We start from the raw sequence: 13,483 nt of genomic DNA, 5'->3' as shown, positions 1-13,483 counted from the left end.
TCTGCCGGCCGTCGTTCGTCGATCGCGCCCACCCCCGTTCGACGATCCACAGCACGGAAAGCGAAACCGACATTCCCTCGGGCGACGCCAGAGACCACACATGGTCTCCGCACTGCTCGTCGCGGGCGTACTCGTCGCGGTGTTCGTCGGCTACAACATCGGTGGCTCCTCGACGGGAGTCGCCTTCGGCCCCGCGGTCGGCAGTCGGATCGCGGGCAAGACACTCGCGGCGGTGCTCTTTACGGCTTTCGCGCTGCTCGGCGGCTGGACGGTCGGCCAGGAGGTCATCACGACGATGGGCTCCGAGATCGTGGCCGAGGAGTTCACGCTCGCCGCGAGCGTCGTGTTGCTCTTTTTCACCGGCGGCTCCCTGCTCATCTCGAACCTCTTTGGAGTACCGGCCTCGACCTCGATGACCGCCGTCGGCGCGATCGCCGGGCTGGGGGTGGCGAACGGCACGCTCAACCAGGGCATCATGTTCGGGATCGTCTCGGCGTGGATCGTCGCGCCGCTCGTCGCGTTCTGGATCGGCGTGCTTCTGGGTCGGTACATCTACCCGTACCTCGACGCCAGGGTTTCGTTCGGCCGGATCGAGGACGGACTGTTCGACGTCGACCGCTCGGGAGCGATCCCGCGACCCCGACTCCGGGAGGGTGCGACCGGCCGGGACGTCGCGGGTGCGGTGCTCGTCCTGATCGTGGCGTGCTACAACGCGTTCTCGGCGGGCGCGTCGAACACCGCGAACGCGGTCGCGCCGCTGGTCGGCAGCGGCGAGATCGGGGCCGGAGTGGGAACGCTCATCGCCGTCGGCGCGATGGGGCTCGGCGCGTTCACCATCGCACGACGCACCCTTGACACCGTGGGCGACGGGATCACCGACCTCCCGATCCTCGCGGCGATCCTCGTCTCCCTGGTGGGGGCGACGATCATCACCGTGCTCTCGAACCTCGGCATCCCGGCGAGCCTCGCGGTCAGCATGACCTCCTGCATCATCGGGCTCGGGTGGGGACGGGCCTCACGGGCGGTGACGCTCGCCGACGCCGCCGGGGCCGCCATCGAGGGGGAGGGTGGTCCCGACCTCTCGGCGGGTGCGCTCACGGCCGCCGGCACGCAGGCGGACGGCTCCGGGGCGACCGATACGGCCGCGGAGCCGGCACACGGGCCCACGGTGGGCGAACTCGCCACCGGTGAAGCGCCCGCCGGGCAGTCGGCGGCCAGCGCGGGCACATCGACCGGGCCGGTCCCGAAGATCGGCGAGGAAGAGCCAGAGGCGCTCACGAGCGAGGACCTGTTCGATCGGGCGGCCACGGGACGGATCGTCACGCTCTGGCTCCTCACACCCACGATCTCCGCGATCGGCTCGTATCTCGTGTTCGCGTTCGTGCTGTAGCGCCGACGGGGCGATCGGTGTCTCGTCGGTCGACGTCGGCGCGCTCGAACGGAAATCGCTTTGCTCGCCCGCGAACAACGGCCCGCCATGAGCGAACGATCGTCCACCATGCACGTCCTCGTCCCGATCGACGGATCGCCACGATCGGAACGCGCGCTCGATCACGCCCTCGGGATGGCCGACGCCACGATCACCGTGCTCACCGTGATCGACCCGCTCGACGTCGATCCGCTCGCGCCGGGCTTCCAATCGCCGGCGGGGGTGCCCGGGATGCCAGGCTACTCCGAGGAGTGGTACGAGGGGGCCAAGGAGAGCGCCGAGGAGCTCCACGCCGAGGCGCGCGAGCGCGCCGCCGAGCACGACCGCTCCCTGACTACCGAGATCGTCTTCGGCCGGCCCGCACGCCGCATCGTCGCGTACGCCGACGACAACGACGTCGATCACGTCGTCATCGGCAACCACAGCCGCGAGGAGTTCCCCCACGTCCTGCTCGGCAACACCGCCGAGTCGGTGGTGCGTCGGTCGCCGGTGAACGTGACCGTCGTTCGGTGACACTGCCGATCCCCGTCTCCCACCTGTCTCACAGCAGTCGAGTACGCTTCTGCCGCCCCCATCGAGATCGGGTCACGGCGAGGTGATGCTCCACCGAGGACAGACGCGCAATGCTCCGTGGCTGGCCGCTGGACCGACGAGTGGCACGCCTTTTTGTTCTCGCCCGTCGGAACCGGGTCATGGAACGCAAGCAGGCAGTTCGCGAGCGGATCGTCGACAGCGGCGTGACGGCCGTGCTACGAGGAATCGACGCGACGGACATCGTTCCCGTGGCCGAGGCCGTCCACGCGGGCGGCGTCACCGCGATCGAGGTGACCGCCGACGCCACGCGGTGTACCGAGATGATCGCCGACGTGGATCGTGCGCTCGCGGACACCGACGCCGTGGTGGGAGCCGGCACCGTGATGGACGCACCGACCGCGCGCAACGTGATCGAGGCCGGTGCGGCGTTCGTACTCGCCCCGAACCTCAACGAGGACGTTATCGAGGTCTGCAATCGCGCGGGCGCGGTCTGCATTCCCGGCGTGATGACACCGACCGAGGCCGATCGTGCGATGGCCGCCGGTGCGGACATCCTGAAACTGTTCCCCGCCTCGACGGTCGGACCGGATCACATCGGCGCGCTCCAGGGCCCGCTCGGCGACGTGCCCGTGATGCCCACGGGCGGAGTCTCGACAGAGAACGTCGCCGAGTACTTCGCGGGCGGCGCGGTCGCGGTCGGGGCTGGCTCGGCGCTGGTCGACTACGACGCGATCGAGCGCGAGGACTGGGACGCGGTTCGCGAGTCCGCCGCCGAGTTCGTCGCCGCCGTCGAGGATGCGCGGTCGTAGGAGCGGTCAGAACCGATCACGAACGCTCCTGCTGACGAACGCTCACACCGTGTCGTCGGCCAGCTCGCTCGCCACGCCGGTGTAGCCGACGGGCGTGAGATCACGGAGCTCCGCGCGGGTCGCCTCGCTCACGTCGAGGTCGTCGAACAGTTCGTAGAAGTCCTCGAGGCTCGTGCGTCGGCCTCTCGTGAGCTCCTTCACCCGCTCGTAGGCGTCTGTGTGACCCTCACGGCGGAGGATCGTCTGAACGGCTTCGCCGATCACTTCGGGGTTGGCGTCGAGGTCCTCGCGCATGACTGCCTCGTTCGGAACGACCTTCGCGAGACCAGCCTCAGTTTTCCGGTAGCCGATGAGACAGTGGGCGAGCGCCGCGCCGACGTTGCGCTTCACCGTCGAATCCGAGAGGTCGCGCTGGAGCCTGGAGGTGGTGACGTACTCCCCCAGGAATTCGAGATCCGAGTTCGCCTTCGAGAGGTTCCCCTCGCTGTTCTCGAAGTCGATCGGGTTCACCTTGTGGGGCATCGTCGACGAGCCGGTCTCGTCCGCATCGGCGCGCTGGCCGAGGTACCGCTGGGAGACGTAGCGCCACGCGTCGCGATCGAGGTCGAGGAGCACGGCGTTCGCTCCCCGCAGCGCGTCGAAGAGGGCGGCCAGATCGTCGCACGGGTTGACCTGGGTGACGGGTTCGACGAATTCGAGACCCAGGGAGTCGACGAACTCGCGCGCGAACGCCCGCCAGGCGACGTCGGGATAGGCGGCGTGGTGGGCGGCGTAGGTCCCGCTCGCGCCCGCGAGCTTGCCCGCGAGGCCAGCGGTCGCGGTCTCGATCCGGTCGATCGCACGATCGAGTCGCCGGGCGTAGACCGCCATCTCCTTGCCGAACGTCGTCGGGGTGGCGGGCTGGCCGTGGGTCCGCGCGAGCATCGCCAGGTCACGATGCTCGCGGGCGAGATCGGCGAGCGCGTCCCGAACGTTCCGGAGGGCGGGAAGCAGCACGTCCTCGACGGCGGGGCCGATCAGGAGGCGGTGGGCGAGGTTGTTGACGTCCTCGCTCGTGAGCCCGAAGTGGATCCACTGGTCGGCGTCGAGGTTCTCTGGAAGGGCGTCGCGGACGAAGTACTCGACGGCCTTCACGTCGTGGTTGGTCGCCGGCCGCTCGTCGGTTCCATCGACCTCGATCCGCTTGATCCGCCGCGCGTCCGCATCGTCGAACTCCTCGTACGTCGCCCGGAGCGTCGCGCGCTCGTCGGGTGCGATGTCGAGCGGTGTGGCATCGAGATCGGCGAGCGCGACGAGGTATTCGACTTCGACGCGGACGCGAGCGCGCAACAGTGCGCCCTCGCTGACGTAGGGCGTGAGGGGGTCGGTGTAGCGTGCGTACCGGCCGTCGAGCGGCGACACGGCCGAGAGCGGGCCACGATCGGTCATGGGCGCGGATGGGACGACCGCTCGAAAAAGCGTGCCGGTTGGGCCGGTCCGCCGATCGGTCTCCAACGTCGAGCGAGTACCACAGCACCGAAGTCGGTGGCCCGTCTTCCGACGACCAGCATCGTATGATCCGACGATCCCTCCTCGTACCGGCTGCCGGTGTTGCGATCGGTCCCGTCGCGTCCCGGGCGGCCATCGTCGACGAAATCGCGCCGCCGGTGCCCGGGGTACAGTAGCGTGGTTCAGCCCGGACGCGGGCTCGGGATTTCGGACGCGCTCGGGGAGCTGTTCGGCGAGATCGGCGTCGTCGTGCTCGCGGCGCTCACCCAGCTCGGCGACGTCTGGTTCCTGTTCGTTCTCGCCGGGAGTCTCTATCTCCTGTCGACACGGCCTGGCAATCCGCTTTCCCGCCGGCACGGCGCGTTCGTCCTCGCGCTACCGATCGTGTACGTCGTGACGGTCCAGGCGCTGAAGGGCGTCTTCATGCTCCCGCGCCCCCCGGATGCCGGGATCGCCGCCGCGATCCCGTGGCTCCCGTCGCTTCTCGCGCCCGTCTACGAGAACGCCGCCACCGCCGAGGGATACGGGTTCCCGAGCGGCCACGCGCTCGGCACGACGCTCGTCTGGGGTGGCGTGGCGCTCGTCACCGAGTACCGATCCTGGCGAGCGCGCCTCGCCGTCGCGACCGCCGCCGTCGTGGCGGTGTCGTTCTCACGCCTCGCGCTCGGGGTCCACTACCTCGTCGACGTGGTCGTCGGAACGGCGATCGGCGCGGTGCTCCTGTACGCGATCTACCGGCTCGCCGACCGCGGCACCGATCCCGGGCGCGCGTTCCTCGTGGCGGTCGCGATCGGCGTCGTCGGGGTGCTCAACCAGGTCACCTTCGACAGCGTCGCCGCGCTTGGCGGGGCGGCCGGGGCGTGGCTCGCGTGGTACGCGCTGGTCGATCGGGAGCCGGCGACGCCCCGTACCCCGGCGATGGCCGCCGTCAGCGTGGCGACGCTGGTGCTCGCCGGCGTCCTCTTTCTCGTACTGTACTTTTCGGTACCGCCGACGCCGGTGACGGCGATCGGGAGCACGATCGCCGCCGCCGCGATCGTCGCCGCGCCGGACGTCGGCCAGCGGGTGATCTCGGCGGTCCGTTCGTGACGGGCGCGACTCCGATCGGGGTGAATGAGAACGCCTTTGCGCGCGGCGCGCGCGCCTCCGATCATGACACGGATCGCCGGCATTGCGGGCAATCGTGGACGAAACCTCCGCCGGATCGCCGACCGGGAGCCGGGCGGCGCGACCCTCGCAGTGGTACTCGCAGCCGACCCCGACGCCCCCGCACTCGACGCCGCGGCCGAGCGCGGGATTCCGACCGAAGTCGTCGAACGAAACGGCGACGAATCCGACGCCGCCCACGAGCGGCGGCTCCTCGATCGGCTCGACGAGTACGACGTCGACCTCGTCTGTCTCGACGGCTACATGCGCGTGCTCACGAGCGAGTTCATCGAGGATGCACCGCTGGCGTTCAACGTCCATCCGTCGCTGCTCCCCGCCTTTCCGGGAAAGGATGCCCACGAACAAGTGCTCGACGCTGGCGTGAGCGTGACCGGCTGCACGGTCCACGTCGTCACCGAGACGGTCGACGGCGGCCCGATCGTGACTCAGGAAGCAGTCCCGGTCCACGGTGACGACGACCCCGACTCGCTCAAGCGGCGGGTGCTCACCGAGGCGGAGTTCGCGGCCTACCCCCGAGCTGTCCGGTGGTTCGCCGAGGATCGACTCGCAATCGAAGGCGAGGGTGACGACCGCCGGGTTCGCGTCGAGGGCGATACTGGAGGGGCTGGCGGCGGCGACGGGGACGATGAGGCCAGCGACGACACGGGGAGCGCGTTCCCGTCGCGGCGCATGACGAGCACCGAGCGCGCCGCCGAACTCCGATACGGCGAGAACCCACACCAGGCGGCTGCGATGTACGCCGACCGCACCACCGACGCGGCGAGCGTCGTCGACGCCGATCAGGTGAACGAAGGCGCGAAGGGGCTCTCGTACAACAACTACAACGACACCGACGCCGCGCTCGGCCTCGTTCGAGAGTTCGACGAGCCGGCGGCCGCGGTGATCAAACACACCAACCCGGCGGGGTGTGCGACCGCCGACGACCTCGCGACCGCCTACGACCGCGCGCTCGCCACCGACCCGATGAGCGCCTTCGGTGGGATCGTCGCGCTGAACCGGGAGTGCGACGCCGCGACCGCCGAGGAGATCGTCGAATCGTTCAAGGAGGTCGTGATCGCACCCGGCTACACCGACGACGCGCTTTCGGTGCTGACGGCCGAGGAGAACCTCCGGGTGCTCGACACCGACGGGTTCGGCCCCGAGGCGGGCCGCTTCGTCGAGAAACCCATCACCGGGGGTCGACTCGTCCAGGAGCGCGACACGCAGGTACTCTCGCCCGATGGTCTGGAGGTCGTGACCGAGCGCGAGCCGACCGACGCACAGATCGAGTCGATGTGCTTCGCGTGGCAGGTCATCAAGCACGTGAAGTCGAACGCGATCGTGTTCGCCGACGGAACCCAGACTTCGGGCATCGGGATGGGGCAGGTCTCCAGAGTCGACGCGGTGCGGCTCGCGGCGATGAAGGCCGACGAGCACGCCGAGGGGACGAGCGCGGCGGGATCGGTGATGGCCTCGGATGCCTTCTTCCCGTTCCCCGACGGGATCGAGGCGGCGGCGGAGGCGGGGATCGAGGCGGTCGTCCAGCCGGGTGGCTCGGTGAACGACGACGACGTGATCGCCGCCGCCGACGATCTCGGCGTGGCGATGGCGTTCACCGGCCAGCGCGCGTTCCGTCACGACTGACCGCGATCGGCCGCATCGACCCTGTTCCGCGCGTTCGTCGATCCGTCACTGGACGAACGCCGGGTTCGTGTCTCGTTCCCCGATCCAAATCGCTAAGGGGACGCCGGCCATCGATTCGGGCACGCACTCCGCCCTGGAACACCGCTCCGATACCACAGGGTGGCCAGATCACACAACGATGGATGGAACGAACCACGGCTCCCCACGTCGATCCGCCGCCCCGTCGCGCCGTCGATTCCTCTCGCTCGCCGCCGCCGGCACGCTCGCCAGCGTTGGCGGGCTCGGCAGCGCTGTGGCCCAGTCGCCCGAGATCATCCGACTCGGTGGCGAGATCGCCGGCTGGCAGGGTCGCGCTCCCGATTCGATCGCCGGCGAAACCAACCCCACGCTGACCCTCGAAGCCGGCACCACCTACCGCGTCGTCTGGGAGAACATCGACGGGATGGGGCACAACTTCGCGCTGCTCGATTCCGAAGGTACGGTCCTCCAGCGGACCGACGTGATGAGCGAGGAGGGCGAGACCCAGTCCGTCGAGTTCACCGCACGCGAGGGGATGGCCGAGTACGTCTGCGAACCACACATCACCTCGATGCAGGGCTCGATCAGCTTCGGCGACGGATCGAGCGAGGAAACGGCCACGGAGACCTCAACCGAAGACGAGAGCGACCCCTACATCCCGGAGGGGTCGTCGGTCCGTCTCGAAACCGTCGCCGACGGGAATCTCGTGGCCCCGGTCGACTTCGAGGAGCCACCCGGAACGTCGACCCGGCGGTTCGTCGCCGACCGGCTGGGTCAGGTGTATCTCCACACCGACGACGGCCTGCGCGCGGAGCCGTACGTCGACGTGAGCGATCGGATGGCCGAGATCGGTGGCGAGAAGGGACTGCTGGGGATGGCGTTCCATCCCGAGTTCCAGGAGAACGGACGATTCTTCCTGCGTTACAGCGCACCGCTGACCGACGACGCGCCGGATTCGTACTCCCACACGGAGGTGCTCGCGGAGTTTTCGGCGGACGACGGCTCGGAGGCCAGCGCGAGCTTCGTGCGCCGACTGCTCGAAATTCCCGAGCCCCAGGACACCCACAACGCCGGCGCGGTCACGTTCGGACCCGACGGCTACCTCTACGTGGGCGTGGGCGACGGCGGCGGCGCACACGACAACAACCCCGGTCACGTCGAGGACTGGTACGAGGCGAACGAGGGCGGCAACGGCCAGGACGTCAGGGAGAACCTCCTCGGAAGCGTTCTCCGGATCGACGTCGACGGCGAAACGGACGACAAACCGTACGGCATCCCCGACGACAACCCGCTGGTGGGCGACCCCGGGTTGAACGAACAGTTCGCGTGGGGCTTTCGCAACCCGTGGCGGATGGGGTTTTCCGACGGGCGGCTGTTCGTCGCCGACGTCGGCCAGAACGGGTTCGAGGAGGTCAGCATCGTCGAGAAGGACAAGAACTACGGCTGGAACGTCCGCGAGGGCACGCACTGTTTCAAACCCGGGCCCGAGGGGAGTCGCAACCCGCCCGAAGAGTGCCCGAGCCAGCTCCCGCCGGACGTCCGCGGCGGCGAGCGACTCATCGATCCGGTCATCGAGTACCCGCACAGCCACGAGGGGCGGGGCGTCGGTTCGGCGGCCATCGGCGGCTACGTCTACGAGAACGACGGGATCGCAGCGCTCGAGGGGAAGTACGTCTTCGGCGACTTCCGGAAGACCGCCGAGACCGAGACCCCGACCGGGTCGCTGTTCGCCGCCACGCCGACCGACGACGGGCTCTGGGAGCTCGAAGAGCTCGTGATCGAGAACCGGGAGAACGGGACCGTCGGCGCGTACGTCCTCGCCATCGGACGGGACAACGACGGCGGCCTTTACGTACTATCGAGCGCGGAGACCTCCGAGGGACGAACCGGCGCGGTCCACCGCATCCGCCCGCCGAACAACACAGGACAGGAGGGGACCACGTCGACCGCCGAAAACACATCCGCCAACGAGACGGCGATGGCCAACACGACGACAGCCGACACGACGGCGACGGCCGAGACGACACGGAACGCCACAACCCCGACGACGAACGCGACGACGAGCGTCACGACGACGACGAACGCCACCATTACCACCAGGCCGACGTCGAACGCGACCGCAGCGACCACGACGGGTTCCACCGAGACGACCGCGACAACAAGTGGGACCGAAACCACCACGAGCACCGCGACGACGGCCGGTAGCGATGGGAACGCGACGACAGGCGGTGTCTCGGGAGGATCGAGCGGCTCCGGGCCTGGCTTCGGCGCGCTCGCGGCGCTTTCGGGGCTCGCGATCGGTGCGGCACGGCTGCTGGCCGGGGACGACGAGTAGTTCGCTGGCGCTCCGCATGGATCGACGATTTCGGTCGTCCTGGTCCGCTGGTTCCTCTCTCCATCGGCTGAAGATCGAGAACCGAACGCACGAGAGAGCGGTTGTGCCAGCATCGAGTATTCCAGGGAGGACGTTGCACACGCTTCTGGTCTTCCTCGGTATCCTCGCTGTTGGTGGGCTCTCCGGGTTGATAGACACGAGGACGAAGGCGGTTTTGCGAAAACATGTGAGTCGCGACGAGCAGTACGGTAGCGAGATCAGAGAACGCCGAGCTCCTGAAGTTCGGATTCGAGTGCAGCCTCCCCCTCGTCGGTCATCCGCCGGAGCGGGCTACGGAGCGGACCGGCGTCGAACCCGCGGAGCGAGAGCGCCCCCTTCACGCCCGCGAGGTACGGACCGGCCTCGAACGCCGCGCGGACCTCGTAGAGGGTGTCCTGGAGATCGCGCGCGCGGTCGAGATCACCCGCCTCGTAGGTCTCGTGGAGGTCGACGACGAGTTCGGGGAGGGCGTTCGACACCGCGCTCACGCCGCCGACGCCGCCAAGCACACGGCCAACGAACTGGAGTGAGTCCGCGCCGGTGAGGACGGCGAGATCCGGGTTGGCGGCGATGGCGCGGCCGAGCCACGGTACGTCCTTGCTCGAATCCTTCATCCCGGCGACCGCGTCGATATCGGCCATCTCGGCGAGCGTCTCCGACGAGAGGCCGTTGCCGGTCCGACTTGGGATGTGGTACGCGTAGATCGGGAGGTCGATCGCGTCGGCGACCCGTCGGTAGTGTGAGAGCGCGCCCTCGTCGTCGAGCGGATAGTAGTACGGCGTGACGACCACCACGCCGTCGGCTCCCGCATCGGCGGCGCGTTCGGCGTTGCGCACCGTATGATAGGTGCTCTCCGCGCCGACGCCGGCGATCACCGGGACCTCGCCGCCGACCTCGTCGACGACCGACTCCACGACACCCGCGCGCTCGGCGGCATCGAGCAGCGCGAACTCGCCGTTGGTCCCGAGCGGGAACACGCCGTCGACGCCACGATCGAGCACGAACCGCGCGTGGGCGGCGGTCGTCTCGTAGTCGACCGACTCGTCGTCGTGGAACGCGGTGATCGTCGGCGAGATCACGCCACCGAGCGAGAGCGGATCGGTGCTGTCGTCCGAGCTCATGATACGGCCCACTCGGCGGACCGCCATAACACTCGTGCCCGGGGTGGATTCCGGAACGGTTAGGGTCTCGGGCGGGACACGGACGAGCATGTCACCGCGTGTCGTCACGATGGGAGAGACGATGGTGTTGATCAACCCCGCGGAGTCGGGGCCGATGAAGTACATCACCGACTTCAAGAAGAGTCTCGGCGGCGCGGAGAGCAACGTCGCGATCGGGCTCTCCCGGCTCGGCCACGACGTCGGCTGGATCAGCAAGCTCGGCGCTGACCCCCACGGCGAGTACCTCCGCTCGTTCGTTCGCGGCGAGGGCGTCGACACGAGCCACGTGACGACCACACCCGACGCCCCGACGGGACTCATGTTCAAGGAACGTCGCGCGCTCTCCGAGACCTCGGTCTACTACTACCGCCACGGCTCGGCCGCGAGCACGATGACGCCCGCCGATCTCCCCGAATCGTTCCTCGCCGACGCCGAGTATCTCCATCTCACCGGGATCACGCCGGCCCTCAGCGAATCGTGTCGCGAAACCGTCTTCGCTGCCGTCGAACGCGCCCGCGAGGCGGACGTGACGATCTCGTTCGATCCCAACCTCCGGCAGAAGCTCTGGGACGACGAGAACGAAATGCGGTCGACGCTGCTCGAACTCGTGGGAGCGACCGATATCGTGCTCCCCGGCATCGAGGAGGGCCGGGCGCTGTTCGATGCCGAAGAGCCCGAGGCCATCGCCGCGGCGTGTCTCGATCGCGGGGCCGAGATCGCCGCGGTCAAACTCGGCGCGGCAGGCGCGCTCGTCGCCGACCATGCGACGACCGAACGCGTCGCGGGCTACGAGGTCGAGCGGGTGGTCGACCCGGTCGGCGCGGGTGACGGGTTCGCGGCGGGCTTCCTCGCCGGCCGGCTGCGCGACCTCGGCCCGGTCGAATCCGCGGGGCTCGCCAACGCGGTCGGCGCGTTCGCCACGACGGTCGCCGGCGACATCGAGGGCCTGCCCACCGGCGAGGAGCTCGAGGTGTTCCGTGGCGAACGCGACGCGGTGTATCGGTGATCGAGCACGGAACCCGAACCGCACGACTGCGACGCGGCTCCCGTGGTGTTCGTGGCGGATACACCCGATGACCGACGGTCTCTCGTGAACGTCCACGACAGAAACGTCATCGAATCGAAGTATTCAAATGCGAGTGAATCGTTCGTTTGGACATGGACTGGCAACATCGACGGGATCGAACGAAGGCAGAGCGGAAAAACGACGAACCACGCACGGGCACCCGGTGGTCGTTCATCGCAGCTGCGGTCCCTGGTGCCTGAGACGGTAGTTCGGGACTGGCCGTCGAAAGCGATTTTTCGAGCCGTTTCATCCACCGCTTTAGTGTCGACGGTTCTGCTGTACGACCGAGTGCCAGATCCGTCTCAGCGGATCGCTCGATCGGTTCGTCGTCCCGGCCGAATCGTGACTGGTCGAACACACTCGACGGCCGGACAACCGTTATGTGGATCGAGCGTCTTCGTGTGGGAGAGATGAACGTGGGCAAGAAGGCTCGCATCAAGGGGGGCGCACAGGTCGACGACGGGGCGCGGATCGGCAAGCACGCCACGATCCACGACGGCGCTCACGTCGGCACCGACGCCCGGATCGGGAAACACGTCGAGATCCACGAGAACGCGCGGGTCGAGGCGGGTGCTCGCATCGACAAACACGCACACGTCCACCCGGGTGCGTCGGTCGGGAAGAACGCGCGCGTGGGAAAGCACGTCCACGTCCACGAGAACGCCCGTGTCGACGACGGGGCACGGGTCGGCAAGCACGCTCACATTTACGAGCCCGAAGCCGACCACGGTCGCTGAACACGACGACTGCCGACGGCGCTCGGTTCTCCCGTCGCCGAGTCGGTCTCGGCGGCGGAGTTCGTCACACAAACAGTTACTCCCGAAGTGCCGCCACGGCGTCCCGATCGGGCAGCGCGTCGATCGCCCCCGCCTCGGTCGTGGTGAGCGCGGCGACCGCGTTGGCGAACCCGAGGAGTTCGTCGAGCGGTTCGTCGGCGGCGAGCCCGCAAAGAACGCCCGCGAGGAAGGCGTCGCCAGCGCCGGTCGCGTCGACGGGTTCGACGTCGTAGCCCGGGTGAGAGACGTCGACGGCTCCCCACGGCGCACGGTCGGCGGCGAGCGCGCGCGAACCGTCGGCTCCCTGCGTCACGAACACGGTGTGCGGCCCGGCCGCGAACAGGTTCGTGGCGAGGTCGGTGGGATCGTCGGCCGCGAGCGACGTCCCGTCGAGATCCTCGACCGAGGTCTTGACGACGTCCGTCCGGGCGAGCATGGCATCGAGCGTTCCGTGGAGGGTCTCGTCGTCGGGCCAGAGCTCGCGCCTGGTGTTCGGATCGAACGCCACCCGACAGCCGCGATCGCGGGCGCGCTCGCAGAGATCGAGGAGTGCGGAGCGAGCGGGTTCGGCCGCGAGCGCCACCGGCGCGTCGACACAGATCCACTCGACGCCATCGAGCACGCGTTCCGGAACGACGCCCGCATCGAGGTGGCCGTCGGCGCTGTCCGCCCCGTAGAACGTGAAGCTCCGGTCGGCGTCGGCGTCGTGGGCGACGAACGCGAGCGTGGTCGGGTGATCGGAGCGGGTCACGAGCCGGCCTGGAACCCCGTTCTCGTCGAGCGTCGTCGCGAGGAACTCGCCGAACCCGTCGGTCGAGACGTTCGTCAGGAACCACGGCGGGCGGTCGAGCCGGGAGAGCCCGATCGCGACGTTCGCGGCCGCACCGCCCGCCCGGCGCGAGAACGACTCGACCCCGGAGAGTGGTCCCGGCCCCGCGGGCAGGAAGTCGATCAGGGTCTCGCCGGCGACGAGGATCGCGGGATCGGTCATACCGGTGGCTCGTGGCCCGTCGGGAAAGGTGTTGCAGGCATCGCCCGC

11 protein-coding genes are annotated in these 13,483 nt (G+C 68.8%); 8 read left to right on the top strand and 3 right to left on the bottom strand.

Annotated features, from left to right (window positions below):
* Positions 1-100 precede the first annotated feature (100 nt).
* The 3 genes from TX76_RS05830 to TX76_RS05820 all read left to right on the top strand — a co-directional run bounded on the left by TX76_RS05830 (position 101) and on the right by TX76_RS05820 (position 2,772).
* The gene (locus tag TX76_RS05830; RefSeq protein WP_049900219.1) at positions 101-1,390 is read left to right on the top strand and encodes an inorganic phosphate transporter; all 1,290 of its coding nucleotides are present in this window, start codon (positions 101-103) and stop codon (positions 1,388-1,390) included.
* A gap of 87 nt (positions 1,391-1,477) precedes the next feature.
* A complete protein-coding gene (locus TX76_RS05825) occupies positions 1,478-1,942 on the top strand; it encodes a universal stress protein (RefSeq protein WP_049900217.1) in 465 nt (154 codons plus the stop codon).
* A 179-nt stretch (positions 1,943-2,121) separates the two neighbouring features.
* Entirely contained in the window at positions 2,122-2,772 is a 651-nt protein-coding gene (locus TX76_RS05820) for a bifunctional 4-hydroxy-2-oxoglutarate aldolase/2-dehydro-3-deoxy-phosphogluconate aldolase (RefSeq protein WP_049900214.1), read from the top strand.
* A 42-nt stretch (positions 2,773-2,814) separates the two neighbouring features.
* Here TX76_RS05820 and purB read toward each other — a convergent pair whose 3' ends face one another.
* Positions 2,815-4,200, bottom strand: coding sequence for an adenylosuccinate lyase (gene purB / locus TX76_RS05815; protein WP_049900211.1), 1,386 nt, complete (start codon positions 4,198-4,200; stop codon positions 2,815-2,817).
* A 237-nt stretch (positions 4,201-4,437) separates the two neighbouring features.
* On the opposite strand from purB, the gene TX76_RS05805 reads away from it, so the two are divergent.
* From TX76_RS05805 to TX76_RS05795, 3 genes are all read left to right on the top strand, one after another.
* The gene (locus TX76_RS05805) at positions 4,438-5,349 is read left to right on the top strand and encodes a phosphatase PAP2 family protein (protein ID WP_049900205.1); all 912 of its coding nucleotides are present in this window, start codon (positions 4,438-4,440) and stop codon (positions 5,347-5,349) included.
* 63 nt (positions 5,350-5,412) lie between these two features.
* Complete coding sequence (gene purH, locus TX76_RS05800; RefSeq protein WP_049900202.1) at positions 5,413-7,050, top strand: bifunctional phosphoribosylaminoimidazolecarboxamide formyltransferase/IMP cyclohydrolase; 1,638 nt, start codon at positions 5,413-5,415, stop codon at positions 7,048-7,050.
* A 178-nt stretch (positions 7,051-7,228) separates the two neighbouring features.
* On the top strand, positions 7,229-9,403 hold the full coding sequence (locus TX76_RS05795) for a PQQ-dependent sugar dehydrogenase (protein ID WP_049900200.1): 2,175 nt from the start codon (positions 7,229-7,231) through the stop codon (positions 9,401-9,403).
* A 257-nt stretch (positions 9,404-9,660) separates the two neighbouring features.
* On the opposite strand, the gene TX76_RS05790 is transcribed toward TX76_RS05795, so the two are convergent.
* Entirely contained in the window at positions 9,661-10,563 is a 903-nt protein-coding gene (locus TX76_RS05790; protein WP_049900346.1) for a dihydrodipicolinate synthase family protein, read from the bottom strand.
* Between the two features lie 88 nt (positions 10,564-10,651).
* Between TX76_RS05790 and TX76_RS05785 the strand changes: the two genes are divergently transcribed.
* Together TX76_RS05785 and TX76_RS05780 are read left to right on the top strand one after the other, a co-directional pair.
* On the top strand, positions 10,652-11,608 hold the full coding sequence (locus TX76_RS05785; protein WP_049900195.1) for a sugar kinase: 957 nt from the start codon (positions 10,652-10,654) through the stop codon (positions 11,606-11,608).
* A 470-nt stretch (positions 11,609-12,078) separates the two neighbouring features.
* Positions 12,079-12,405, top strand: a complete 327-nt coding sequence (locus TX76_RS05780) for a UDP-3-O-(3-hydroxymyristoyl)glucosamine N-acyltransferase (RefSeq protein ID WP_049900343.1) — start codon at positions 12,079-12,081, stop codon at positions 12,403-12,405.
* Positions 12,406-12,481: 76 nt separating this feature from the next.
* Here TX76_RS05780 and TX76_RS05775 read toward each other — a convergent pair whose 3' ends face one another.
* The gene (locus TX76_RS05775) at positions 12,482-13,435 is read right to left on the bottom strand and encodes a carbohydrate kinase family protein (RefSeq protein WP_049900192.1); all 954 of its coding nucleotides are present in this window, start codon (positions 13,433-13,435) and stop codon (positions 12,482-12,484) included.
* Positions 13,436-13,483 lie beyond the last annotated feature (48 nt).

The organism is Halococcus agarilyticus (assembly GCF_000334895.1).
In the GTDB taxonomy this organism is placed as follows: domain Archaea; phylum Halobacteriota; class Halobacteria; order Halobacteriales; family Halococcaceae; genus Halococcus; species Halococcus agarilyticus.
The sequence above is the reverse complement of the archived record's forward strand: the minus strand, read 5'-3'. Positions and strand labels throughout refer to the sequence as shown.

Bases quoted from the DNA above. Each gene is read 5' to 3' on its own strand.
- TX76_RS05830 (WP_049900219.1), top strand. From the start codon at position 101: ATGGTCTCCGCACTGCTCGTCGCGGGCGTACTCGTCGCGGTGTTCGTC.
- TX76_RS05825 (WP_049900217.1), top strand. From the start codon at position 1,478: ATGAGCGAACGATCGTCCACCATGCACGTCCTCGTCCCGATCGACGGA.
- TX76_RS05820 (WP_049900214.1), top strand. From the start codon at position 2,122: ATGGAACGCAAGCAGGCAGTTCGCGAGCGGATCGTCGACAGCGGCGTG.
- purB (WP_049900211.1), bottom strand. From the start codon at position 4,200: ATGACCGATCGTGGCCCGCTCTCGGCCGTGTCGCCGCTCGACGGCCGG.
- purH (WP_049900202.1), top strand. From the start codon at position 5,413: ATGACACGGATCGCCGGCATTGCGGGCAATCGTGGACGAAACCTCCGC.
- TX76_RS05795 (WP_049900200.1), top strand. From the start codon at position 7,229: ATGGATGGAACGAACCACGGCTCCCCACGTCGATCCGCCGCCCCGTCG.
- TX76_RS05790 (WP_049900346.1), bottom strand. From the start codon at position 10,563: ATGAGCTCGGACGACAGCACCGATCCGCTCTCGCTCGGTGGCGTGATC.
- TX76_RS05785 (WP_049900195.1), top strand. From the start codon at position 10,652: ATGTCACCGCGTGTCGTCACGATGGGAGAGACGATGGTGTTGATCAAC.
- TX76_RS05780 (WP_049900343.1), top strand. From the start codon at position 12,079: ATGAACGTGGGCAAGAAGGCTCGCATCAAGGGGGGCGCACAGGTCGAC.
- TX76_RS05775 (WP_049900192.1), bottom strand. From the start codon at position 13,435: ATGACCGATCCCGCGATCCTCGTCGCCGGCGAGACCCTGATCGACTTC.